The organism is Synechococcus sp. A10-1-5-1 (assembly GCF_023115425.1).
Taxonomy (GTDB): Bacteria; Cyanobacteriota; Cyanobacteriia; order PCC-6307; family Cyanobiaceae; genus Vulcanococcus.
The window spans coordinates 286,543-310,625 of record NZ_CP096032.1 but is presented as its reverse complement, the minus strand read 5'-3'; the positions used below and the strand labels follow the sequence as shown (position 1 = coordinate 310,625).

23 protein-coding genes and 1 tRNA gene are annotated in these 24,083 nt (G+C 60.6%); 19 read left to right on the top strand and 5 right to left on the bottom strand.

Translation table 11 applies throughout. The annotated features are described in order from the left end of the window. The first annotated feature begins 21 nt into the window (after positions 1–21). The 3 genes from MY494_RS01605 to MY494_RS01595 are packed head-to-tail and all read left to right on the top strand — an operon-like array spanning position 22 to position 2,565. Entirely contained in the window at positions 22–915 is an 894-nt protein-coding gene (locus MY494_RS01605; RefSeq protein ID WP_247910998.1) for a PhzF family phenazine biosynthesis protein, read from the top strand. A gap of 36 nt (positions 916–951) precedes the next feature. Then, on the top strand, positions 952–1,791 hold the full coding sequence (locus MY494_RS01600; RefSeq protein ID WP_247910997.1) for an ATP adenylyltransferase: 840 nt from the start codon (positions 952–954) through the stop codon (positions 1,789–1,791). Between the two features lie 60 nt (positions 1,792–1,851). Then, positions 1,852–2,565 (top strand): sigma-70 family RNA polymerase sigma factor, encoded by a 714-nt coding sequence (locus MY494_RS01595; protein ID WP_247910996.1) that lies wholly within the window; start codon positions 1,852–1,854, stop codon positions 2,563–2,565. Here the strand turns inward: MY494_RS01595 and MY494_RS01590 are convergent. Beyond that, positions 2,516–2,704 (bottom strand): sigma factor SigF, encoded by a 189-nt coding sequence (locus MY494_RS01590; protein WP_247910995.1) that lies wholly within the window; start codon positions 2,702–2,704, stop codon positions 2,516–2,518. The genes MY494_RS01595 and MY494_RS01590 overlap by 50 nt on opposite strands. 172 nt (positions 2,705–2,876) lie before the next feature. Between MY494_RS01590 and MY494_RS01585 the strand changes: the two genes are divergently transcribed. Both MY494_RS01585 and MY494_RS01580 read left to right on the top strand, forming a co-directional pair. Next, positions 2,877–4,442, top strand: coding sequence for a DUF3370 family protein (locus MY494_RS01585; RefSeq protein WP_247910994.1), 1,566 nt, complete (start codon positions 2,877–2,879; stop codon positions 4,440–4,442). Between the two features lie 25 nt (positions 4,443–4,467). Further along, on the top strand, positions 4,468–5,544 hold the full coding sequence (locus MY494_RS01580; RefSeq protein WP_247910993.1) for a J domain-containing protein: 1,077 nt from the start codon (positions 4,468–4,470) through the stop codon (positions 5,542–5,544). Between the two features lie 676 nt (positions 5,545–6,220). Here MY494_RS01580 and MY494_RS01575 read toward each other — a convergent pair. Continuing rightward, on the bottom strand, positions 6,221–6,715 hold the full coding sequence (locus tag MY494_RS01575; protein ID WP_247910992.1) for an allophycocyanin subunit alpha-B: 495 nt from the start codon (positions 6,713–6,715) through the stop codon (positions 6,221–6,223). A gap of 107 nt (positions 6,716–6,822) precedes the next feature. Here MY494_RS01575 and rlmD point away from each other — a divergent pair, with 107 nt between their 5' ends. Then, entirely contained in the window at positions 6,823–8,199 is a 1,377-nt protein-coding gene (gene rlmD, locus MY494_RS01570) for a 23S rRNA (uracil(1939)-C(5))-methyltransferase RlmD (RefSeq protein ID WP_247910991.1), read from the top strand. On the opposite strand, the gene pheT is transcribed toward rlmD, so the two are convergent. Then, entirely contained in the window at positions 8,188–10,650 is a 2,463-nt protein-coding gene (pheT, locus tag MY494_RS01565) for a phenylalanine--tRNA ligase subunit beta (protein ID WP_247910990.1), read from the bottom strand. The genes rlmD and pheT overlap by 12 nt on opposite strands. Before the next feature lie 116 nt (positions 10,651–10,766). Between pheT and rpmG the strand changes: the two genes are divergently transcribed. The 3 genes from rpmG (at position 10,767) to MY494_RS01550 (ending at position 13,261) form a co-directional block, all read left to right on the top strand. Further along, positions 10,767–10,961, top strand: a complete 195-nt coding sequence (gene rpmG / locus MY494_RS01560) for a 50S ribosomal protein L33 (protein ID WP_010316985.1) — start codon at positions 10,767–10,769, stop codon at positions 10,959–10,961. A 47-nt stretch (positions 10,962–11,008) separates the two neighbouring features. Beyond that, positions 11,009–11,230: a 30S ribosomal protein S18 gene (gene rpsR, locus MY494_RS01555; RefSeq protein WP_010316983.1), complete on the top strand. Its 222-nt coding sequence runs from the start codon at positions 11,009–11,011 to the stop codon at positions 11,228–11,230. A 219-nt stretch (positions 11,231–11,449) separates the two neighbouring features. Further along, complete coding sequence (locus MY494_RS01550) at positions 11,450–13,261, top strand: ribonuclease catalytic domain-containing protein (protein ID WP_247910989.1); 1,812 nt, start codon at positions 11,450–11,452, stop codon at positions 13,259–13,261. 3 nt (positions 13,262–13,264) lie between these two features. Here the strand turns inward: MY494_RS01550 and MY494_RS01545 are convergent, their stop codons facing one another. Continuing rightward, positions 13,265–15,085 (bottom strand): FAD-dependent oxidoreductase, encoded by a 1,821-nt coding sequence (locus tag MY494_RS01545; RefSeq protein ID WP_247910988.1) that lies wholly within the window; start codon positions 15,083–15,085, stop codon positions 13,265–13,267. 73 nt (positions 15,086–15,158) lie between these two features. Here MY494_RS01545 and metG point away from each other — a divergent pair, with 73 nt between their 5' ends. Then, positions 15,159–16,727 carry a methionine--tRNA ligase gene (gene metG, locus MY494_RS01540; RefSeq protein ID WP_247910987.1) on the top strand — a complete coding sequence of 523 codons (1,569 nt, stop codon included), beginning with the start codon at positions 15,159–15,161 and terminating at the stop codon, positions 16,725–16,727. Then, a complete protein-coding gene (lptC, locus tag MY494_RS01535) occupies positions 16,727–17,944 on the top strand; it encodes an LPS export ABC transporter periplasmic protein LptC (protein ID WP_247910986.1) in 1,218 nt (405 codons plus the stop codon). Before metG ends, lptC begins: the two co-directional genes overlap by 1 nt. On the opposite strand, the gene MY494_RS01530 is transcribed toward lptC, so the two are convergent. After that, on the bottom strand, positions 17,877–18,539 hold the full coding sequence (locus MY494_RS01530) for a cofactor assembly of complex C subunit B (protein WP_247910985.1): 663 nt from the start codon (positions 18,537–18,539) through the stop codon (positions 17,877–17,879). The genes lptC and MY494_RS01530 overlap by 68 nt on opposite strands. Positions 18,540–18,637: 98 nt before the next feature. Between MY494_RS01530 and MY494_RS01525 the strand changes: the two genes are divergently transcribed. The 8 genes from MY494_RS01525 to MY494_RS01490 all read left to right on the top strand — a co-directional run bounded on the left by MY494_RS01525 (position 18,638) and on the right by MY494_RS01490 (position 24,069). After that, on the top strand, positions 18,638–19,063 hold the full coding sequence (locus MY494_RS01525) for a tellurite resistance TerB family protein (RefSeq protein ID WP_247910984.1): 426 nt from the start codon (positions 18,638–18,640) through the stop codon (positions 19,061–19,063). Between the two features lie 72 nt (positions 19,064–19,135). Further along, positions 19,136–19,780 carry a photosystem II repair protein Psb32 gene (gene psb32, locus MY494_RS01520; protein WP_371820701.1) on the top strand — a complete coding sequence of 215 codons (645 nt, stop codon included), beginning with the start codon at positions 19,136–19,138 and terminating at the stop codon, positions 19,778–19,780. 7 nt (positions 19,781–19,787) lie between these two features. After that, entirely contained in the window at positions 19,788–20,933 is a 1,146-nt protein-coding gene (gene pxcA, locus MY494_RS01515; protein ID WP_247910982.1) for a proton extrusion protein PcxA, read from the top strand. After that, on the top strand, positions 20,923–21,501 hold the full coding sequence (gene cobU / locus MY494_RS01510; RefSeq protein WP_247910981.1) for a bifunctional adenosylcobinamide kinase/adenosylcobinamide-phosphate guanylyltransferase: 579 nt from the start codon (positions 20,923–20,925) through the stop codon (positions 21,499–21,501). Before pxcA ends, cobU begins: the two co-directional genes overlap by 11 nt. 5 nt (positions 21,502–21,506) lie before the next feature. Next, positions 21,507–21,980 (top strand): tRNA (cytidine(34)-2'-O)-methyltransferase, encoded by a 474-nt coding sequence (locus tag MY494_RS01505; RefSeq protein WP_247910980.1) that lies wholly within the window; start codon positions 21,507–21,509, stop codon positions 21,978–21,980. Positions 21,981–22,135: 155 nt separating this feature from the next. After that, on the top strand, positions 22,136–23,188 hold the full coding sequence (locus tag MY494_RS01500; protein ID WP_247910979.1) for a M23 family metallopeptidase: 1,053 nt from the start codon (positions 22,136–22,138) through the stop codon (positions 23,186–23,188). A gap of 54 nt (positions 23,189–23,242) precedes the next feature. Continuing rightward, positions 23,243–23,316: transfer RNA gene (locus MY494_RS01495), tRNA-Met, on the top strand. A gap of 156 nt (positions 23,317–23,472) precedes the next feature. Then, positions 23,473–24,069 (top strand): uridine kinase, encoded by a 597-nt coding sequence (locus MY494_RS01490; RefSeq protein WP_247910978.1) that lies wholly within the window; start codon positions 23,473–23,475, stop codon positions 24,067–24,069. Positions 24,070–24,083: the final 14 nt, after the last annotated feature.

Sequence of the window (24,083 nt, the reverse complement as noted above, 5' to 3'; positions counted from 1 at the left end):
CTGGTTCAGTCAGAGAAAGCGGTGCAGCGCGCTGTGCTGATTGAGGCCTTCGCCGAGGGGCCGCTGCGCGGGAATGGTGCGGCGGTGGTTGAACTCCACCAGGCGGCGGGCGCCAAGTGGATGCAAGATTTGGCTGGCAGTTTGAAGCAGTCGGAGACCGCCTTTCTTTGGTCGAACGCAGAGGGACAGTGGTGTCTGCGCTGGTTCACACCGACCTGCGAGGTGCCTCTGTGTGGCCACGCCACCTTGGCTTCAACGTTGGCCTTGCAGCGTTGGGGAGCGATAAGAAGCGGAGAGGATCTGGTGCTGGCCTCTCGAAGTGGCGGCTTAACGATTCGAGTGGAGCCAGAGACGGAGGGGGCAGCTTCACTCGTCCTGCCCAGTGAGCCGCTGGTTGGACTCGATTATCCGAGCTATCTAACCGATGTCTTGGGTGGCGAACCCATCGGCTATTGGGGATCGACTCTGGGGTATCGCGTCGTGCTTCTCAGCAACGACATCGTTCTCGAGACGCTCACAGGGGTCAGCGAATGCCTTGAAGGAGCAGATCGGCAGGGCCTTGTCGTCATGCAAGCCCTCCCCTCGGACAGCTCCATTCGCCTCTTGGGCCAACCGTGTGACTATCAGCTTCGATTCTTTGCTCCAGGGCTTGGCATTGAAGAGGACCCCGTCACGGGTTCGGCCCATGCTTTGGTGGCGCCTTGGTGGGCAGAGCAGCTTTCTAAAACCGAGTTGCATGGATGGCAGGCCTCAGGGCGCTGTGGCGGGATGCGCTGTGAGGTGCTCGAGGGCTATCAGATCCGGCTAACTGGAACAGGCCACGTGCTCTGGGAGGGCACGATCGATGCCGGCACACCAGGTCATGAGCCTGGCGCTTGGAGCGTCTGCAGGACAGAGCGTCATTCAGCAGCCTGAGTGGCGCTTTAATCAGGACTGGTCTTGTTCTGGGAGATGGGCGATCTTGGCCGCTACGGAGCGGCGGCGTTGCTATGCAGCGACGTTGCCGAAGCCAATGGCGCCCTGGTTCCCCTGGAGACCGCACTCGAGCCCTTGGAGAGCTGCACGCCGTTCGTTATCCGGCGATTGGAATCGGCGACGCCAAAGCACCTACGCCGGGAAGGCCCCAAACCGAATCCTTTTTTGCCTTGGGATACGCGGTTGGAGGTGGAACGCCTCGGAACCACGCATCTGTTGCTGCTGAACAAGTACCCGGTGCAACGGGGCCACCTGCTGTTGATCACGCAGCAGTGGAAACCGCAATCGGGTTGGCTGGAGACGGACGATTGGGTGCAGTTGGCTGCGGTGGATGGCGAGACCACGGGCCTGTGGTTTTTCAACAGTTGTGCTGAAGCCGGAGCCAGCCAACCGCACCGTCACTTGCAGCTGCTCCCGCGGCAGGCCTCAGAGGTCAGTTGCCCACTGGATGCCGCGATCACAGCCCAGCTCGCTGGAGACGAAGAACCCTGGCCCTGGCGCTATCAACTGAGCCGACGTACCCAGAGCCGGGGTCCAGGGGCTGCGAAAGAACTCCAGCAGCTCTACCACCAACAGTTGTCGCGCTTGGGGCTCGGAGATCCCCAGACAGCGGACCGTCCGCTCGCTCCCTACAACGCCCTGATCAGTCCTGAGTGGTTCATGACGGTGGCCCGGGGCAAGGAACATTCCGCCGGTTTCAGCGTGAACGCCCTCGGGTTCGCGGGTTACCTGCTGCTCACAGAGGGGTCCGATCGCGAATGGTTAGGCAGACACGGACCGTTGGAGTTGTTGCGCTCTGTGGCCATGGCTCCGTGAATTCACGGATGACGCGGGCTTGATCCAAGGTCTTGGCTGGAACGAGCACACCCTCGTTCCATGCGTACCCATCAGCTCCAGAGCGTCCAGGCCGAAGTCGTCGAGCGGCATCGCGGTCTCGTTCAAGCCACGGCAATGCACTACGCGATGCGCTGCCATGAGCCACTGGAGGACCTGATCCAAGAGGGCTGGATCGGCTTTCTAAGAGCTTGTGAGCGGTTCAAGCCTCAGCGGCAATCAAGCCTTGCGGCCTACGCCAAGCCCTTCATTCGAGGGGCGATCTTGCGTCATCTCAGGGACAGAAGCCGAATGGTGCGCTTGCCTCGCTCAACTCAGGAGCGACTCCAGCAACTCAGGGTGCTCAAGACCAGAGCCGAAGCTGAAACGAAGGACCGGTTCACGTCGTGCGCACTGACTCCGTGCACATTGAGCCATCTGACCGGCTGGAGCGAAGCGGCGGTCGTGGCGATCGAGCAGGCCGAGCAGCTCAACAGGCCCCTGCCTTTGGAGCCAGAACGGTGTGAAGCCTCGTCGAGGGGCTCCAGTGGCGAACCGGCATTGGATGCGGAAACCGTGCAGAGCTGGTTGGCATCAATTCAGAAACACCAACGCAAGGTTGTCGAGCTGGTGGTTTTGGAAGGATTCAGCCTGCGCCGAACGGGTGCTGAACTCGGAGTCAGCGCCGCCACAGTGCGGCGTCGGCTGCAGGCAGGTTTGGAAGGTCTTAGGACTCAGCTGGATCTGAATCCTGCATCTGGCGCTCCAAGGTGCTGAGGGCGGCATTGATCGCAGCCAGCTGCCGCTCGAGCCCATCTCTCCAGAACGTCAGCATCTGGTGCTTGCGCTCTTGATGCCGGCGACGCATCTGGGCGGGGGAACCGGAGTCAACGCAAGCAAAGAACGGCGAAATCATGGAGAATGCTGCGGTTATGCCGTTCTAGCCAGCAGCAGCGGTTTGCCGCGACAAGGGGCCGGGCCAAGCCCCAGTGTTGATTTTGATCAGCCGGAAATAAAACAATTCCGATCAGCAACGCACCCATCCGCAAATCATTCGCACGTTGAGAGCAGTTGGTCCCACAGGTCTGATGAGACCCCTTGCATTTGCTCTGGTTGGCGGCGTTCTGATCGCCCCTATTCCTGCTCTGGCTGATGTGGCCCTGATGGCGGGCCAGCAGGCCAGGCCACTTCAAGGGAGTTTCAACACGGTCCCGGTTCTGCATTCGAACCAGCCTGAGGAGGTGCATGGTCCAGGGATTCTGGTCACGACGACGCCGGGCCAGACCATTGCCGCTGAGACCGGACAACCACTCAGGAATGCCGCTTACACCTTCAATGGTGAGTTCGGCCTGCATGTCCACCACAAGTACTACCCCAACGACAAGAGTCGAATGGGGAGCGGCGGCGGCCGCCGCGGTGAGCTCACCTTGGCCACCCTGCTGATCAATCCATCAAGCCAACCTGTTCAAATTCGTTTCGAGAAGGGCGCCGTTCGCAACAGCTTTGAGGCGCCTTATCAGGCCAACAATCTGATGGGGGTCAAACCCCTTGGTCATCGTCCGTGGAACACAGGACCAGGCGATGCCACAGCAGTGCAAATGCTGCGCGGCAAGCTCGATCGCAAATTGGCCGACGAGATCACAATCCCAGCCCACAGCAGGATCGTGCTCTTCAGCACCCAACTTCCAGCGAAAGGAATTGCCAATGGACTCTTAAAAGGTCGCAGTGACGGACCCTTTCAAATGGCGGTCGTTGCGGCCGAGGATCCCCAGTCCGATGCTGATCTCATCGCCGTCCTTGACCAACGCCGTCTAGCTCCCGGCCGTGTCTATCTCAGCCGAATCCGGCAGATCGAAAACGGAACAGTGTTCTCACGGGTCGCGGGGGTTGCGATCGGTGATGAATACACCGCAAGCCTGTCCCACGACCTCCAACAAGGGGCTCTGCATGTTCCGCTGACCAGCACCAATCGCCATCACTTCGGCACCGGGGAAGTCCAGATCAATTCCCTGGTCAGCCGGATGGTGGATTCCTCGCTGAACAACGTGGGGACCTATGGAGTGCGCTTTGACGTCTCCATGAGCCTGAGCGGCTCAGGCCCGCATCAATTGGTGCTGAGCCATCCAACCATCAGCGGCCGAGGTCGTTTTACGGCCTTCCGAGGTTCGATCCGGATTGAAACAGCCGATGGCTTCCAGGAGGTGCACGTCGGGATGAAATCCGGAGACAGCCTGCCCATTGCAGATCTCTATCTCAAACCAGGACAGAGCAATCCAGTCAAGGTGAGCCTGGTGTATCCCGCTGATGCAACCCCTGGACACCTCTTGAGCGTCGTGCCCAATCAACAGTTGGCGGATCTCAAACAGCGGGACTCCATGGCTGAGGTCGCGGAAGTCGCCGCGAAGTTGAACCCGCCAAATGTCCCGGCGGCTGTTGCGCCACCGCCGGTGTTTGAACCAGTCACGATCCGGCCCGCCGCCCCCGCAGTGGTGCCGCCACCGCAATGGGTTCAACCACCACCCGAACTCCCAAATTTGAACGGAGTACCAGCTGCGGTGATCAGTCCGACTCGGATGAGCGAAAGCCTGATGCTGCGCTACCAACAGGCTGTGGAGGCCCAACAAAAGATGATGAACAGCCTGTTGGGTCGATAACCTCAAGAGCAGTTCCCGAGCCTGCGTGAGCCAGCGAGAGACCGACAAACGCCGGATCTCGCTGGAACTCAGCGAGGAGCTTCTGGGATGGATTGATGGCCTGAAGGGGCAACTTGGTCTTCGCAGCCGCGGAGCAACGGTTGAGCGCCTACTCCAGGAGGTCAGGGGAGGGCAGGACGAGGACAGCGAACCATTTGAAGCCGCTGAAAAGACCGTTGCGGGCACTGAGGCAGTGCCGCAGCTTGAGCTGAACGCGTCGACTGAGGCAGCCGAGGAGGAGCCACCTGGGCTTCTCGACGAAGACCTCTCCATCGTTCTCGTTCACTCCAGTCTGGTCGCATTAGCAGACCAAGAAAGGGTCGCATCCGAGAACTCCGAGACAGTCGCTGACCACCGCCCGGCGGCGGCCGGAAGTGGTGGTGGAGGCATCCAGCTGCCTGGCTTTGTTCGAAAGCAAGCCAAGCGTGTCAAGCAAACACTCGAAGCTCCGGCGCGTGCCAACACTTCCGACCCGACCCTTGCGTTGATCAGGGGCCTGGATTTGGATCAAGCCCTCCAGCAAGCCGGACAACATTGGAGCGAGGTCTACGGCCAAGCACCGACGGAGGCCGCACTGGAAGCGGCGATGGTCTGGCTAGGACGAGATGTTTGGCCTCAGTCCGGCGACAGCGACGGCAGACCCTTTGGCTGGAACTTGGTGCAACAGGTCATGTACTCCTATGCACCTGAGTGGGAGGAGGGCCACCCCACCCTGGAACGGGTGATCGTTGCAGCGGGAATCCTCGAGGATCCCTTTGGCGGCACGACCCTGGCTGCTCGTGTTCCCAGCTTGATTACGCGCTTTGTGCAGCGTCACCGCACGCGAACCAAGCGCAGCACATCCTTCGATGCCATCGATAACAGCATGACCGTGCACAGCGCGCTGCGGATGCTGCAACTCACAACCGTTGCTGATCGGCCCTACAGCCTGCGCGAGATTCGCGAGGCCTATCGCACGCAGGCCGTGAGCCATCACCCCGACGCTGGCGGGTCAGCCGACGAAATGCGCCGGCTGAACGAGGCCTATCAATTCCTCAAGGAGCGCTACCGCGAAGCAGCTTGATTGCACGTCTCAGATCTGTCTCTTCACTAGTCCAGAGCAGAAACAAATCTGAGACACTAGAGCAGCCTTGCACCAGTTGTTTATAGATAGTGTTTTGCCTGCAATCTGAGTTGTTGCGTGTATGAGCTTTCCCGGAGCCAGGCACCAAGGCAATTTGGGATTGTCCGCACTCCAGAAACCTCTTGTCCATGAGCGTGGACAAGGGAAAAGAATCCAGTGATCACCGGCTTTTTGTGAGCTGCGTACCTGCTATAGACACAGGTACGCAGCTTTTCAGGCCATTCAAGACACCCAGAAGACATAAACAGAGCACGGTTGCATGCGTCTCGGATAAGACGTGTTCTCAGTCTCAGGCTTCCGGCAGGACGAGACGGCTTGGAGTCTTCGATCTGCCTGTCTACGCATGCGCGCTTGGCGAGTGCAAGCAACTATTCCGCACGTCTAGTATTGGACTTGAGATCAGTCCAGTTATGCGGTTAGAAGAAGATAGCTGGGTCGACCCATTGCAGGCCTCAGGCGCTTACTGAGGAAGGGTGTCGTACTCGTCGCGTTCAGCGCTGGTGACGGGACTAGGTGCGAGGCTTTCCTGAGACTGCTGAGAGAAAGTGCAGACGGTACGCGGACACAAAAAAGCCGGCTTTCGCCGGCGATTGTTGAGCAGAAGTGAAACAGGTGGTTAGCAGGGGGTCTGCATTCCCTGGATCAAGAAGTCGAAATAAGGCGCTGCGACAGCCGCATCCTCTTGGCTGAGGAGGACCAGGGCTGCTTCCTTCATGCAGCGCATGGACTCGACCATGCCGGGCATGGGGACGCCAAGGCTGTTGTACATCTCGCGAGCGCCCTCAAGTCCGATCTTCTGGATCAGTTCGGTGCTTCCAGCGAGAACGCCGTAGGTCACCAGTCGCAGGTACCAGCCAAAGTCGCGGAGGCACTGGGCGCGCTGCTTGGCGCCGTAGGCATTGCCACCGGGCGCAACGTATTCGGGCTTACGGCTGAAGAGCTGCTTCGAAGCCTCATCAACGATCTTCTTCTCGTTGTCGGTCAGGATCCGGACCACGGAGAGGCGATTGGCACCAGTGGAGAGGAACTCCACCATGGAGCGCAGCTCACCGCCGGTGGGGTAGCGGAGCTGATCGTCTGCCTGAAGGATCAGATCGCGTACGACGCTCATCGAAACCACCGTTGACCATGACACTGTATCGAGGAGAAGCACTGAAAAGCCTCGCTCTGAGCAGGTGTTTACGCACCGATAGGGTCAAAGAACGACGGAAAGGGGTGATGGGAGCAAGCAAGGTGCAATTGGGTACAACCATTGACGTGGTTGTGACTGGTCTTGGCCACGAAGGGCAAGGGGTCGGCCGTTGGAATGAAACGGCTGTCTTCATTCCCGGGGCCCTACCCGGTGAAACGGTTCAGGCCCGTGTGCGCCGTTGCGCAAAGCGCCACCTGGAGGCGGATCTACTCGAGGTCAGCCAAGCGAGTCCAGAGCGACAAAAGCCCCCCTGCATCCTTGCGGAGCGCTGCGGTGGTTGCAGCCTGCAGCACTGCTCAAGCCAGATGCAGCTCGAGCTCAAGCGGGACCTGGTTCAGCAGAGCCTAAGCCGGCTGGCCAAATTAGATGTGAATGTCGAGCCCGTCTGGGGCTGCAATCTCGAACTGGGCTACAGAAACAGAGCCCTGATCCCACTGGAGCGCGCTCCCGACGGACGGCTGCGTGCCGGGTATTACCGCCGCGGTAGCCACAAGATCGTCAACCTCAATCACTGCCCAGTCCTCGATCCAAGGATCGATGCATTGATTGAGCCCATCAAGCGGGATTTGGAGAAAGCTGGCTGGCCCGTTGATGTGAACTTGGGGGCCAAGGGTGGGCTGCGTCACCTGGCCCTGCGGGTGGGGTCAGCAACCGGGGAAATCCTGATCACGCTGATCAGCAGTCACCGGCAACTCAAGGGACTGGAGACCCTGGCCCAGCGATGGATGGAGCGTTGGCCCGAGGTCGTCGGGGTTGGACTGAACATTCAGCCCAAGGCATCAAACGTCGTGATGGGTCCAGAAACTGACCTGATCGCTGGTCGACCCTGGTTGCTTGAGGTCTTTGACGGCATCGAATTGCGCATCGCTGCGGACACGTTCTTTCAAGTCAACACGCCCCAAGCTGAGCGTCTGGTTGAACCGTTGCGAGCCTTTTTTGCCACAGGTCAAAGCGCAACGGTGATCGATGCCTACAGCGGTATCGGCACCTACAGCCTGCCCTTGGCTCGCTCTGGTCTGAAGGTCTTAGGCCTGGAAGTGCATCCGTCCTCGGTCAGCCAAGCCACGGCCAATGCAGAGCGCAATGCGATCAAAACAGCCTTCTTTGAGCAGGCCGAGGTGGCCAGCGTCTTGGCCGATCGCTTAAAAATGACCGGTTCGCTGCTGGTCGATCCGCCCCGGAAGGGATTGAGTACGGAGGCGCTGGCGGCCATCCTCGACGAAAAGCCAGAGCGGCTGGCCTATATCAGCTGCAACCCCTCAACCCTGGCTAGGGATCTGCAACAGCTCTGCAGCGAGGAGGGTGGTTATCAGCTTCAGCGGGTTCAACCGGTGGATTTCTTCCCCCAGACCAGCCATGTTGAGTGCTTGACCCTCCTCACGCAGACGGGATCAGGCACGTAGCTGGGCGCCGAATTGCTTTTCGAGAGCAGCACGGATCTTCTGGTGGGCCTCATCAACCTCGACGTCCTTCAAGGTCCGCTTGGGATCCCTGTAGCGCAGACGAAAGGCCTGGCTGCAGGATCCGGCCGCCACTTGTTCCCCGTCATAACGATCCACCAGTTCTGCCTGCTCCAGCAGGGGCTTACCCGCCTTACGAATGGCGTTGAGCAGCTGGGCGCTTGCTGTATCCGCAGAAACCACCAGGGCAAGGTCACGCTCTGAGGCGGGCACGGTTGCGAAGGGGGCAAAGCTCGGTTGCCAGCGGTTGCGTCGGGTCGCAGCGCTCAGCAGCGCGCTGACCTCCAACTGGAACAGATACGTGGTGGCAGGCAGATCAAACTGCTCGGCCAGCTCGGGATGGATCTGACCAAAGAAACCGGCAGGGCGACCCTCGACAACAACCTGGGCGGCACGACCGGGATGAAGCAGCGGATGATCACTCAGGCGCCGATCTTCCAGGGGAAGCTTGAGACCAGCCAACGCGGACTGAAGGACACCACGGGCGCTGAAGTAATCAGGGGCCTGGGGCTTGCCGCTCTGGCTCCAAAGCTCAGCCTGCCTGGAACCGCAGATCAAACCAGCCAGGTGTTGGCTCTGGGGTGCCCCCTTGGCTGTGGCATCAAAGACATTGCCAATCTCGAAGGCCCAGAAGCCACTGCGACCAGCCTTGAGGTTGCGCTGAGCCGCCAGGAGCAACTCATCGACAAGGCTGTCGCGCAAATGGCTGTAGTCCGCCAAAAGCGGGTTGGCCAGAGGCACTCGGCAATTCGGGTCGGCACCGGGGCGCTCAGCCTCTGCGGGTCCCAAGGACAGGCTGCAGACCTCCTGAAGACCGGCGGCAGTCAGAAGTCTGCGGAGCCTCCGCTCAGCCTCTTGCAAGGGCGTTAGCCCACCGGGGGCGATGGGGTCCGGCAGGTGGCTGGCGAAGCGGTCATAGCCAACCAGACGGGCCACCTCTTCGATGAGGTCCACCTCCCGTTGCAGGTCCATGGCGCGGGCCGGGGGCACCTGGACCAGCCAGCCGTCATCCGCAGCCTGAAGGCTGCAACCGAGGGCCTGAAGAATGCGCTCGATCTCATCATCGGGCAGATCCTCTTCGAGGCCATCCGCTGTGGCCACCGGACCGAGGAGGTTGTGGAGGGCATCGCGGCGCAACTCCAATGGTTCAACCGCTGCCTCGGCGCGCTGATGCAGCCAGCGTCCTTCAACCGTGGCCCCACAGAGTTCCTTGAGGAGCGCCACAGCCCGATCCGCAGCGCTCAGCGTGACTTCCACAGGCAGGCCCTTCTCAAAGCGACTGCTGGCGTCCGTGCGCAAGCCCAGGCTCCGGGCACTCTTGCGGACGGTTTGGGGGGCGAACATCGCCGCCTCCAACCAAATCGACTGCGTACCGAGATGAACAGAGGTGCCTTCGCCGCCCATCACACCGGCAAGGGCGATTGCTTGGTCGGCGTAGCTCACGACCCAGGCGTCCTCGCTGAGGGTGTGGCTGCAGCCATCGAGTGTGGTGAAGGCCTCGCCGGAACGGCCCGCACGCAGGTCGATGCCCGTTGGGTCCAAACGATTTCCGCTGAGCTGGGCGAGCCGATCGGCATCAAAGGCGTGGAGGGGCTGACCTTGCTCCAGCATCACCAGATTGGTGATGTCGACCACGTTGTTGATCGGCCGCAGACCGGCACGCTCAAGCCTGCTCTGCAGCCAGCGGGGAGAGGGTCCGACCTTCAGCCCGGAGAGAGCTGTCAGGCTGAAGAGACCGCCCTGCTCAATGCGGGCCTGGACATCTGCTCCAACCGGCAGGGCCTCCGAAGCGAGGGGTTCTGCAAGAGGAGGAAGGCTCAGGGGGGCTCCCGTCAGGGCCGCCACCTCCCGGGCAATGCCCAACATCGAGAGGCCGTCGGGTCGATTGGCGGTAATCGCCAGCTCCAAGACCTGGTCGTCGAGGCCAAACAGAGGTCCAACGGGGCTGCCCACGGCAGGCACGGACTCCAGGGCCTCATCGAGGATCACGATGCCGTCGGAGCTGTCGGCGAGTCCCAGCTCTGAGAGGGAGCAAATCATGCCGCTGCTGGCGACGCCACGCAGCTCAGCGGGCTTGATCTTGAGATCCACAGCCGGTAGGTAGGCACCAACGGTGGCCACAGCGACGTGGATTCCTGCGCGCACGTTCTTGGCGCCGCAAACAATTTGAAGGGGTGCGTCTGCGCCGACGGCAACCGTGCAAACGCTCAGCTTGTTCGCATCGGGGTGGGGCGCCCGATGTTCGACGAACCCGACAACCACCCCTGCGGCACGGGCGGCAAGATCGGTGATCTCTTCCACCTCGAAGCCCGCAATCGAGAGCTTTTCGGCGAGTACATCCGGTGCCAGATCGCAGGCCACCAGCTCCCGGAGCCATTGGAGCGAGACCTGCATCTGAGACGGGCAAACAGAACGCCGAGTTTAAAGAGGCAAGACACCAGGCCTGGTCAGGCGACAAGGTATGGTTGTCCACTGTCCAATCGCATCGCTCCAGCGGCGCAACGTCCTTTATGGCTAAGAACAAGGGCGTCCGGATCGTGATCACTCTCGAGTGCACGGAATGCCGGTCCAACCCCGCGAAGCGGTCTCCTGGCGTGTCTCGTTACACCAGCCAGAAGAACCGCCGCAACACCACTGAACGGATTGAACTCAAAAAGTTCTGCCCGCATTGCAACAAGTCGACGGTCCACAAAGAGATCAAGTGATCTCAGCGGCGTGATCTCCATGTTCTGCATTTCCTCTCCGTTCAGTCATGCCTAGTTCCTTTTTCAAGAAACGTCTTTCACCGATCAAGCCCGGTGAACCGATCGACTACAAAGATGTCGATCTGCTCAAGAAGTTCATCACCGAGCGCGGCAAAATCCTGCCCCGTCGTCTGACTGGCCTCACCGCCAAGCAGCAGCGTGATCTGACCAATGCCGTGAAGCGTGCTCGCATCGTGGCCCTTCTGCCCTTTGTTAATCCTGAGGGCTGATCCCTGAGCGGTGCGGTCTTCCACAGCGGCGATCTCGTCGGCCTGCAGGAGTCGCGTACCGCTCAAATAGCCATCGTCGAATCAATCCAGGGCAGCAAAGCGCGGCTCAGGGTTGGTTTTGACTCCAAGCAACAGGTTGTCCCTCAGAGGCAACTGGAGTTGATCTGCCCCCTACCGAGTGGTGCCTCTGCACCGCTTCGGCTGGGGGCTTCTCCGTGGGTGTTCAATCGCGAGGTTTTAGCTGAGGCCAAGCCACGTCGCTCGGCCTGGGGTGCCGCCTGGTTGCTGCTCAAGGACGAAAGCGAACCCTTGGGTCTGCATGACTTCTGTGATCTGGTTTGCGGGGGAACCGAACCAGCCCAGTTGAGTGCCTGTTGGCTTGCCTTGGTGGGCGGGCAACAGTGGTTCCGCTGGAAACAGTGTGCTGTCCAGGCCCGCAGCCTTGAGGAGCTGAAGCCCCTACGCCGCGAACGGCGTCTCAAGGCCATTGCGGAAGAGGCGGAACATCGCTGGTTTCTTCTGCTCAAAGAACGACGGCCGATTGAGCCCAGCCTTTGCAGCGAACTGCAGCTGGAGCGCATAGAGTTACTCAAAAAAGTGGCCAGTGGGCGCCTTGAGCTTGAGGGGCTGCCTGAAGCAATGCGCCAAAGCTTGGGCCAATTGCACCTGACCCAAGAGCGAAGCCAACTGCGTCATCTCTTGGTGGACTTGGGGCAGTGGGACCCGCATCAGCTGGTCTCCATGACTGGGACGGTCTGGAGCAGTGGCTTTTCCGAGGAACTACTGAAGCAAGCCCAACAGATCGAGCAAAACGCTGAACAAGAGCAGCCCAGCGATGCCAGTCGCCGTGATTTATCCAGCCAGCGCTGCGTCACCATTGACGATGAGGACACACGCGACATCGACGACGGACTTGCGCTGGAGCAGACCGCCGCTGGCCCAACGCGAATCTGGATCCATGTGGCCGATCCAGGACGTCTGATCTCAGCTGGCTCGCCGCTCGATCTGGAGGCTCGCAGGCGTGGAAGCAGCCTGTATCTCGCCCAAGGGAACGTGCCGATGTTCCCGGAAAACCTCTCCACCGGAGTCTTCAGCCTGCGAGCCGGTCAGCGCACGGCAGCGTGGAGCACCTGGGCCGAATTGAACGACGACGGATCCCTGGCGGACTATGGCGTGGTGCGTAGCTGGGTCAAACCGATCTATCGCCTGAGCTACGAGGACGCGGATGAACTGATCGAATTAGCCCCACCACAGGACCGTGACCTCGCCGATCTCGAAGCACTCTTGAGCCGCAGACGGCTTTGGCGGTTGAGTCAGGGGGCGTTGCAGATGGACCTCCCTGAAGGACGGATCCGCTGCCGTGACGGCGCTCCTCAGCTGGAAGTCACCGAGCCGAGCTCCTCTCGGCAAATGGTGGCTGAGGCGATGATCCTGGCCGGCGCAGTCACTGCTCAGTTGGGACAAGACAGGGAGCTGGCCCTTCCATTTCGCAGTCAGCTCCCAGCGGAACTGCCGGCCAAAACTGAATTGGAGGCCTTGCCAGATGGGGCAGTCCGCTACGCCGCCATCAAACGCTGCCTGAGCCGCGGGCTGATGGGAACCAAGCCCGCGGCTCACTTCAGCCTGGGCCTTCCGGCCTATGTCCAAGCCACCTCCCCAATCCGCCGATACGGTGACCTGCTGGTTCAACGGCAACTGGCCGCCGAAACCCCCCTCAGCGAAGAAAGCCTCCAGGAGCTGGTCAACGAGGTCGATGGTGCCGTTCGAGAAGGCATCGGCATCTCCAGGGAAGATCAGCGTCATTGGCAACAGGTCTGGTTTGAGGCGCAGAAAGGTCAGCAATGGCGCGCTCAGTTTTTGCGCTGGTTGCGTCCCCAGGACAACCTTGGCTTGGTTCGGATTGATGAATTCGCTATGGATTTGGCAGCTGAATGCCCAAGCCAAGCCAAGCCAGGGGATGGATTACTGCTTCGCGTCCAGTCCGTGGACTCTCTTCGTGATCAGTTGAGACTCAGCGCGTCACCCTTCTGAGACCTAGTTCGCGACAGCTGAGACCCGCAACCAGGGGCCCCACGGGTTGAAGCAGCCCATGAGCTCCACGTTCTTGGCGCAATCAAGCTTCGCCAGCCAGGTATCCACGGCCGGCTCCAGGGTGATCACGGGCCAGCGGCGAGATCCGAGCATGGGCCTGGCGAGATCGAATGCATAGGTCCCGTCCTCGATCGGAACCAACGACCCCTGGAGTCGTTGTTGCGCTCGATCCAAAGCTGAGGGCCCCTGAGCGGCGCCAACGGATCGGCCTGAGGCGCCCCCCTGCCAAAGACCGGTTTGGCTCAACAGCTCCGGCGCCTGAAGAACGGCGCGCTGTCTCTGGGCCCAGTCCGGATGATTCCATGCCGTATCCCAGAGCGGAACCACACCAGCTGGCGCCATTGGGTCACGAATCAAGTGTTCCTGCAGGGCCAGAACGGGCAGCTCGGCTGGCGGCTTCCCCATCTCCACGGACAACGCCGCCGCGGCACCTGCTGCCTGACCAAGATTGAAAATCAATGGCTGCAGGCGCGTGGCACCGTTGGCCATGTGGGAGGTGCTGAAGGCTTTGTCAGCCGCCAGGAAATTGTCGAGATCAGCGCTCAACAGCGCGCCGTAGGGCACACAGAAGGGTGTCCCTGACCAGCGCCCACCCCAGCGGCAGCTTTTGGGAGCCAACGGCCAGTCACCGCCTGGGTAGTGGTGGTCATTGGCGTAATTACCAACGGCAATGGAGTTCACCTGCCCTTTGTCATCGCGAGGAAGTTCGGCGATGGAGCGACCGGAATGCTGGGGGAGGAGGTCCTGTTCAATCACGGTGTTGCGGCCCCTGATTCGCCGGCCTTCTCGCCAGTAGGGCATGGCGGCGAACCAGGGGGCTGGGCTACCCGAATTCCTGGGGAAGGCATCACCGAGTTCGAGCCAACCATGGGAGGCTTCCCGCAGCTCAGCCGCGAAGGAAGAGCTGTGATCCTGCATCTCGCGATAGAGATCGGACTCAGCGGCTCTCTCAGCGCTGAAGGCCCGTGCGAGGTCCTGATGCCAATCGTTTCCATCCAGGGGCCAATTGAGCATCACCAGGCCACCCGGTAATCGCCCATAGGTGAGTGTCTTGGCCAGGCCAAAGGACTGGCAGGCCTGCTCAAAGGGGGTAGAGAGCCGTGGCTTCTCCGGCAGCCCCGGCGGTGGTTCATCCGCACTGAGTTGACCCATCACCACCCAGGTGGGGGACTGCACAGGTTGCTTGCGAAAGAAGGGCTCAGACGCCATGCGCCTGGCGCTCGGAGCACTGGGCTCATTCCAGACCTCCTGGGCTTCCCAGCCAAAGCGAAAGGGCAGGTCCAATAGAGGAAGCAAATCGCCGCGATCACTGCCGTCAATGAGAACGCTGCAGGCCAGCTCTTGCCTCACGCCTGCCTGCTCGACTTCGATGGATCGGATCAGGCGCTCTGAGCGATGCACGGCCAGAGCACGACAGCCCGCTAACCAGCTCAAATTGGGGAGAGCCTGGACCCAACGCTGCAGCAGGTCCTCGGCCTGAGCCGGCCGAAAGCCAAAGCAACTGACCCAATTCTGGTCGAGGCCGCCGGGTTCCGCGTCAGCCATCCCACGCAAGAACGCACCCCAAAGCCCGGTTTGCCATGGACTGAGCTCATTGCCATCCGGGCAGCACACCCCGGCAGCACTCACCATTCCCCCCAACCAGGCACCAGGGGTCAACAGGATGGTGGCGGCCCCAGATCGCGCGGACTGAATGGCGGCTGACACGCCCCCCGTTCCACCTCCCCACACCACCACCGGGGCGGATTCGATGTGGGCTGGCATGCCTTGATTGAGCAGTCACTCCCAGGCTCGCAGCTGAAGGCGGGATCGGGAAGGGCTGCGTAGGATCCGGCCGATGACTTACACCCTCACCACCCCCCTCTACTACGTCAACGACAAGCCCCATTTGGGGAGTGCGTACACAACCCTGGCCTGTGATGCCCTGGCCCGGTTCCAGAGGCTCAAAGGGGAAGAGGTGCTGTTCATCACCGGCTGTGATGAACACGGGCAAAAGATTCAGCGCACAGCTGAGGCTGCTGGCCTCACGCCTCAGGCCCACTGCGATGGTGTCAGTGCTCAATATCGCGATCTCTGGGAACGCTGGCAGATCAGCAATAACCGGCTGATTCGCACAACGGATTCACGTCATCACCAGATCGTTCAGCAATTTTTTGCTCGGGTCGAAGCCAGTGGAGACATTGTTGAAGGACGCCAACAGGGCTGGTATTGCGTCGCCTGTGAGGAGTTCAAGGACGATCCCCATGAGGCCCAGGATCCGGAGTGCCCAATCCACCGCAAAGCCCTGGAATGGCGCGATGAACTGAACCTGTTTTTCCGGCTGTCGCGCTATCAGGAGCAGATTGAAGCCCTGATTAGCCAGCCTGGTTTTATCCAACCGGTCAGCCGCCGCCGTGAGGTGGAGAATTTCGTCAAGCAAGGGCTGCGGGATTTCTCGATCTCCAGGATCAACCTCCCTTGGGGCATCCCGGTGCCGGGCCATGAGGGGCACACCTTCTACGTCTGGTTTGATGCGCTGCTCGGCTACATCACCGCGCTGCTGGAGGAGAGCGATGCTCCCGATCTCGAAACAGCACTGCAGCGTGGTTGGCCCGCTTCAGTTCATGTCATTGGCAAGGACATTCTTCGCTTCCACGCCGTGTACTGGCCGGCAATGTTGCTTTCAGCCGGGCTGCCTTTGCCCGCCAAGGTGTTTGGCCATGGCTTCTTGACTCGTGAGGGGCAGAAGATGGGGAAATCCCTGGGCAACGTGCTCGATCCTGTCGACTTGCTGGATCGCTGCGGCCGTGATGCAGTCCGCTGGTATCTGTTGCGCGACATTCCCTTCGGTGAAGACGGCGATTTCCAGCAGCAGCGCTTCAGCGATCTGGTCAATAACGACCTGGCCAACACGATCGGGAACCTGCTGAACCGCACCAGCTCCATGGCACGTCGCTGGTTCGATGAGGCCGTCCCTCCAGCGGCTCAGGCCAAGGACAGCAACCATCCCTTAGCGCTCGCGGCCTCCCAGGCCAAGAGCATCAGTCTTCCTGCGCTGGAGAACCTGGAGTTCCGCTCCGCCGCTGAAGCAGCGCTGCAACTCGCCATTGCAGCCAACGGCTTTCTCAATGAGCAGGCCCCCTGGAGCCTGATGAAGAAAGAAGGCACCCGCGAACAGGTGGCCGAAGACCTCTATGCGGTGCTGGAAGCAGCACGAATGGTGGCGTTGCTGATGGCACCCCTTCTGCCAGATCTCTCGAGCCGGATGCTGCAACAGCTCGGACAACCCATTCCCCAGTCCGGAGCCCAGGCCGGTGTCAGCTCAGATTGGCTCGAGCAGCTGAATTGGGGAGGCCTGCAATGCGGAGCCCCATTGCCTGAGCCCTCACCGGTCATGGCGCGTCTGGAACTGGAGGATCCCCTCTGATGGCATGGACGACCCGATCGCTCCTGATCGCCTCTGCTTTCCTTCTTGTGGGCTGCTCGACGGCCACTCGGCAAACGGCTCAACCATTCGCCTTTCGAGCGCTGGACCTCCGCCAACAAGACCCCAACGGAGCTCCGGCCTGGGAACTAAAGAGTCCAGAGGCCCGCTACGACATCCAGCGGAAACTGGCCCAGGCCTTGAAACCCCGCGGCACCGTGTTTCGACGCGGCCAACCCAGCATCTTGATTGCGGCCCAACGGGGAACCGTGATCGGCGACGGTCAGGCGATCCAGCTTGAGGGCGGTGTTCGTATCACCCTGCTGGGTAACGAACCTGTGGAGATCACCGGCGATGCGGCCCGCTGGCTCCCGCGCGAAGAGCGAATGGTCATTGACCAACGCCCTGTGGCTTTGGACCGGACTTCGCGCATCAGTGCGCAGACGGCCCAATACTTCATCAAGCGGGATCTGGTCGAGCTGCGGGGTGCTCCTGTGCTCGAGCACTGGCAGGACGGACGCAGCAAGGTGAGCAATCCCAAAGCCCCCGCCCCACTCCCCCTCAAAGTCAAAGCTCAATGGGTGGATTGGAAGCCCGAGCAGGGCGATCTCAAGGCCCCTGCCGTGATCCGGGGTGAACGGTTTGAGCCCAACGCGTCCTCAAAGGATCAGAACCAAGGAGTCAAGACACCAACGCCCAGTCTTGTCCTGACCGCTCAAGGGCTACGCGGCAATCTTCGTCAGGGCTTTGTTGACCTCGTCGCCCCAGTGAAGATCCGCAGTGCCGATGGCAAGGGTTGGCTTGATGCACAAGAAACACGCTGGGCGATTAACGATCAGCAGCTGAGCAGCAATCAGCCCTTCAAGGGTCAGTTCAATGCCCTTCAAGCGCAAGGCGATCGCTTCTCGATTGATCTGGAGAAGAGTGATGTCAAGGTTTCACGAAGCTGCGAGCTCAAGCAGCCCGGAGAACGGCTGACGGCCACCCGCTGCCTTTGGAATTGGCCCAGCGGTCGATTTGAAGCCCTTGATCAGGTGGTCCTTGAACGGGACACCTACAAACAAGTGACACGAGCCAAGCGACTCGAGGGCAAGATCGGTGATGACGGAACGGCAGTCTTCAGTTCTCCTGGCGCACGGGTGAACTCACGCTTCACGCTTCCTCCGAAGGGCCAGGGTGGAGAGGGGAAGAAACGAGCTCCCGCTCCAATTGCATTCTGAGCTTCTGGCTCCAGCCCTCGATCCAACTTTCATCGCTACGGGTGAAGCAACGGGGGGACCAACCAGCCACCAACAACAATCCATCCTGCGCAATGGGTTGAACGATCACGGCTGGTGTGTTCGTCGGAAGCCCTTCAAACTCGTTGCGGCCTGGATACAGGGCGAGGTTCACAAGATTGATCGCTTTTTGGGTTGTCCAGGCCCGCGTACAGATCGGGCCTGGCTGAAAGCGGGAGTCCGCCAGCACACCTCGGCGCAACAGCACTTGCCCGCGCCAAAGCAGCAGCAGCGAGGCAGCGGGGGTAGCCGTCAACAGCATCTGACTACCCCAACCCAATTCCTGACGGAGTGGTTCTGGCAGATCGGCCGCCAACTCCAAACCCTCCTCCCCATCCAATGCAACCCGTTCCGGGGCAAGCGGAGCAGCCCTGGTCCAGAGAATGGATACAAGCATCAAGCCAACGGAGAGCAGACTGCTCAGCACAGCTGCCCTCTCCAGGGCTGGACTCAACTCCGGTGCCGTGAGTTGATTGCCCACAGACAGCAGCAAGCCAAGGACGCCAATGACCAGGCAGAGGCGAGCTGGGAGAGGCAAGGCGTCGGCGAAAAAGTGCTCTCACGTTGTCACAGGCTCACATCAGAAGCGATTTCGCGAAGGAAGACGCTCAAATGGGGGCGACCAGCGCAAGCTTCATGAGCAAACCCGAGCTCACTTCAGCGTCCGAGGCGTTTGCAGCCGTCGCCCTCGCGGCGATTGCTTCGGACGGGGAGCTCAGTGCAGTGGAAGCCAGGGCGTTGCGCCAACAACTGGAATACCGCCAGCCCTTCCGTCGCTTGAGCGATCAAGAGATGGGGTCGCTTCTTGATCGGGTTTTGAACCAACTGCGTGGCAGCAACTGTGAGGCGTTGATCGAGCAGGCGACGCCCCTCCTCTCCATCGCTCAACGGGAAACGGCCTTGGCTGTGGCCGCCCATTTGATTCACGCAGACCACATTGAGACCCAGGCGGAGTTGACCTTCCTCGATCAATTGCAGGAGGCTTTTGGCCTGGAGCCAGCCCGAAGTACATCAATCCTTGAGGTGATCTCCCTGCTTCATCGCGACAGCCTGGCCAGCTAACGGCAGACTGTCCGGAGATTCAAGCGTTCGCTGGTGCGTCATTTCCTCCGCAGCAAGCTCTGGTCTCTGGTGATGGTCACCGCTTTGGCGATCACCGGCCTCATCGCCCCATCCGCTGCGCTGGCAACTGGGGTCGCTGATTTTCCCGCCCAGCGGCCCAGCAGCCATGTCCTCGATGGCGCCGACGTTCTCAGCCGGGCTGCCAGTGGCGATGTCAACCAGCGCCTCGAGCAATTTTCTGATCTCGGCGTTGATGCCCGTCTGGTGACCCTGCGTCGCCTCGACTACGGCATCAGCCTTGAAACCCTCGGGGAGGAATTGCTTCAACAGTGGCAGGACGCGAGCAGCCGTGAGGGCTTGCTGCTGCTGTTGATTGAGGCACAGAACAACAGCGCTTCCGTCGTGGCGAGTGCAGACCTGCTCGAGCAGCTGCCGTCCAACCTGCTTTCCAGCACGGCCATCAGCACGATGGGTCTCCCTCTGCGGGAGGGAGCCCGATATCGCCAAGCCAGCCTCGATGCCCTCAATCGCCTGGAAGTGGTACTCCAAGGGGGCGAGGATCCCGGCCCGCCGCAACTGGTGGAACGGATGCCGGTGGAAACCAATATCCCGACCAAGGAAGAAACCGAATCCAGTAACGCGTTTCTTTGGGTTGTCGTTTTGTTGGTCGTTGGCACGCTGGTACCAATGATCACCTGGTGGGTCTTCTCCCGCTGAGAAATCCATGGGGCTGACCGATTGGATTGGAAGCTTTGATCGGGCCAGTTCCCATGATCTGAGCAACAACCTCGAGAGGGCTTACGAAGCGGCTTTGCTGATTCAAAGCCTCGAGCTCGAGTACTACAACGATCGACCGGTTCGGCCGGAGCTCGAACTCAGCATTCCGAAATCAGCCAAGGCCCTGATGCTTCGGCGCTTTCGTGCGGCGCTTCAGGTCGCCCAAGACAACCTTGCTGATATCGCGCCTCGACGGGCCGAACTCGACAGTCAGGAGCTCAGACAACTGCAATTGGTGGAGAGCGTTGTCTCCCGCTACGGGAGGGCTCGCTCCACAACTCCTTCGATGTCTCGCTCCCCTGAGATGTTGCCCCGCAGCCTGCTGGGCATGTTCGACGGAGTCCGCCGTCAACTCGACCCGGAGGCAGAAGCCTCAGTTGTGGCGGGCTTCCGTCGCCGCAGGGACTCGACCCTGGTCTCGCTGCGGGTCCTGCTGCTGCTGATCTTGGTGCCGCTCGTGATTCAACAGACCAGCCGGAGTCTGTTGATCTCACCGCTGATGGATCGCTTCGCACCTGAAATCCCCTTCCTGAATTACACGAAGCCTCATCTGCAGGAGAAGGCTGTCGCCAAGTTGCGGCTCTTCCAGCAGGAATTGGAGTTTGAGGCTCTGCTGGAGGGGAAACAGCCTCCCTCGCCTGAAGAGATCCAGTCCGCCCTCGCCCGTCGAGCCAATGCCCTCAAAGATGAGGCTGATGCGGAGAGTTTGGAGGCTTCGAAAAACGTCCTGGCTGACCTGGCCGCTCTGATTGGGTTTGTCTTCGTCTGCCTCTTCTGCCGGCGTGATCTCCAGGTCCTGCGTGGCTTCCTGGACGAGGCCGTCTATGGATTAAGCGACAGCGCCAAGGCCTTCGCAATCATTCTCTTTACCGACATCTTTGTCGGATTCCACAGTCCCGAAGGTTGGACGGTCCTATTGGACGGGATTGCTCACCACCTCGGGCTGCCAGCTGAGGAAAATTTCATCCTGCTGTTCATCGCCACCTTCCCAGTGGTGTTGGCGACGATTTTTAAGTATTGGATCTTCCGCTACCTCAACCGTGTGTCCCCATCGGCTGTGGCAACCCTGAAGAACATGAACGGTGGCGGCTGAAGCCAGGGTTTCGGCCGGACTGGTTCTCGTCACAGGTCCCAGCCGCAGCGGCAAAAGTCGTTGGGCGGAGCATCTCGCAGCTCAACATCCCGGGAACGTGATTTACCTCGCCACCGGAGAGGCCCCTGGCGAGGACCAGCGTTGGGCCCAGCGGGTCGCTGCTCACAGGGACAGGCGCCCAAGCGAATGGGAGACCTTGGAGGTCGGTCCTGATTTGACGGCGGCCCTTGCCGCACTGAATCAATCAGCGGATGCCAAGCACCCGCGTCTTCTGCTGATCGATGCCCTCGGGACCTGGCTAGCCCAACACCTTGATGCCAGCCCACAGCATTGGCAGGAGCGCTTCACGGCCCTGCTTCAGCAGCTGGCCATTCAGACCGAGCCGGTGGTGTTTGTCATGGAGGAAGTGGGCTGGGGTGTGGTTCCGTCCACAGCCATTGGCGGTCTCTTCCGCGACAGGATGGGTGAGCTGCAACAACGGTTGAACGCCATCAGTCGCGAGTCCTGGCTTGTGGTCAATGGGCGAGCCCTCAACCTGAACCAGCTTGGAATCCCTGTCCCTGGCTGATCTCCATGCCCAAGGTCGTGCTCTTTCAACCGGAGATCCCACCTAATACAGGGAATGTTGCCCGCAGTTGCGCCGCAACCTGTACTGAGCTCCATTTGATTGAACCGCTGGGATTTCGGATTGATGACCGAACCTTGAAGCGCGCTGGACTCGACTACTGGCCTTGGGTCCAACTTGAGTGCCACAGCAGCTGGGAGGACTTCCTCCGTGTCCGTAGCCAACGGGGTGGCCGCCTTCTGGCCTTGAGCCGGCATGCCAGCGAGCCGTACCACCAGATCCAGTACCGCAAGGACGACTGGTTGTTGTTTGGACGGGAAAGCAGCGGCCTTCCGCAGGAGCTGCTGAGTCAGGTCGATCAACGCTTGCTGATCCCGATGCCCGGCTCAATCGATCACGGAGGTGGAGTGAGAAGCCTGAATCTCGCCACTGCAGTTGGAGTCGTTCTCTTCGAAGCCATCAGGCAACTTGAACACAGCTAACCGCTTGCAGCACGGTTGGTCTCGGCCTGAGACTCAGGTGTGTTCGACTCAGAAGTTGACCCCTTGGACTTGCATGGGTGCCGGCCAGTCGTTAATCTCGCGCCGTCCGGAGGATGTTGGCTTCTCCACCGGGCTTTGACCTTTGGCCAAACTGGATGAAGCCTGTTCACTTTCTACTGACAACAGCAGCCAGCACAGCAGCCCTAGGGGCTGCCGGCTCTGTTGTCGCTCCTTCCCTGGCTGATTCCAAGTCAGCCTCCCTACCCCAGCTCTCGGCGCCCCCCGCAATTAGCGCTGATCTGATTGCCGCCGCCGACAGCAAACCCAGCACCGAAAAGATCTGGGTCAAGGCACGGCAAGCCATCACTCTCAAGCATCTTGCACGCCAGCTGGAGCAAGAGGAGTCACTGCTCTCCTCGCTGAACGATGTCAAGGCAGATCATGTCTTCAGCCGCAGCGAATGGTTAGTGCTGCCAAGCGGCAGCATCAAGCGGGTCAAACAGGTTGCTGCCGTTGACACCTCAGAACTTCGCCGCACACCGCCGCTGGAGGCACCGCCTGAGCCCAGTGACACCGCCCGCATCCGCCGTGGCGACAACACCCTGGCCAAGGTGGCTCAGCGCTACAACCTCAGCATCCAGAAGCTCCTGAAATTGAATCCGGGCCTTCGAGGTGCTCAGCTCGTCGTGGGCACTCCGATTCGCGTCGCCCAGGCCAACGCTGCTCGCAGCCGCATGGTGCTCGGCCTCAAGCCCGTCGGCTCTGGTGGTCTGAGTTGGCCTGATCAGCCCGACTTCGGCTTTGGGGCAGGTGAGAACCTCAACGATCGAGCTTGGGTCTGGCCCACCAAAGGCATCTTCACCTCTGGTTACGGCTGGCGGTGGGGTCGGATGCACCGCGGGATCGATATTGCCAACAACATTGGTACTCCCATCGTTGCGGCCAAATCTGGTCAGGTGGTTTCAGCCGGATGGCATGGCGGCGGTTACGGCTACCTCGTCGAGCTGCGTCATACCGATGGAACCGTGACCCGTTACGGCCACAACAGCCGAATCCTGGTCCGCGCTGGAGAGAGCGTCGCCCAGGGCAAGGTCATCTCATTGATGGGGAGCACCGGCCGCAGTACAGGACCACACCTGCACTTCGAAATCATCCCCGCTGGCCGTGGAGCGGTGAATCCGCTTCAGCTTCTCCCACCAAGGGCCTGATCGCTGCTGCGAACAGGGTTTCGGACCGGCGATCCTCTACAATCACACCACCGCGGCTCGGTAGCTCAGCTGGTTAGAGCGTGGGATTCATAACCCCAAGGTCGGGAGTTCAAGTCTCCCCCGAGCCACTTTGATCGCCATTGATCAGGGCCCCGCGAGAGCGGGGTTTTTTTGTCTGAAGATTCCAATGCCCGACCTAGGGTCGTCACACCAGAACACTCTTGAGAACGGTACGTCCCCAAAAGCTTTGAACTGCGGCCGCCTCTCCCTGGGCTGTTGAAGCAATGATCCCTCTGTTGTGCATTTGCGGACCCTCAGCGGCTGGCAAAACCACCATCGTCCGAGCACTCCAGACGGCCTTGTCAGCTCAGGGCGTGAGAGCACTGCAGTTGTCCTGCGATGACTACTACTGGCCCAATTGGACGCCCGATCCGGTTTACGGCTACGACACTCCAGCGGGGATTGACACAACGACACTGCTCCAGGAGCTCAATCAGATCTGCCGCCGTGAAGCGGACACCCTGCGTCGCTACGACATGGTCAGTCACCGGACCTGGCGCGAGCCGCTGGATCAGGTCTATGAACTGGTAGTCCTCGAGGGAGCCTTCGGTCCGCAAGTTCTGCTGAATCAGCCGCTCCTCCAGTCGTTGGTCTATCTCGAGCTCGGACTCCCGGTGCGGCTCTGGCGCCGCCTCTGGCGTGATCTGAACGAACGGGGGCATTCGTTGTCTTTCGCACTTCGCCAAACCGTTTTTGAAACGCTCCCCGGCGAGCGTCAGTTCATTGATCCGTTGAAACAGGAGGCTGATTTGATAGTCGAAAACAGCCCTAACGGGCTAGCGAGACTCACCCGTCACGCCCAATCCCTTCTGGCGCGATGACTCGTTGTGATGGC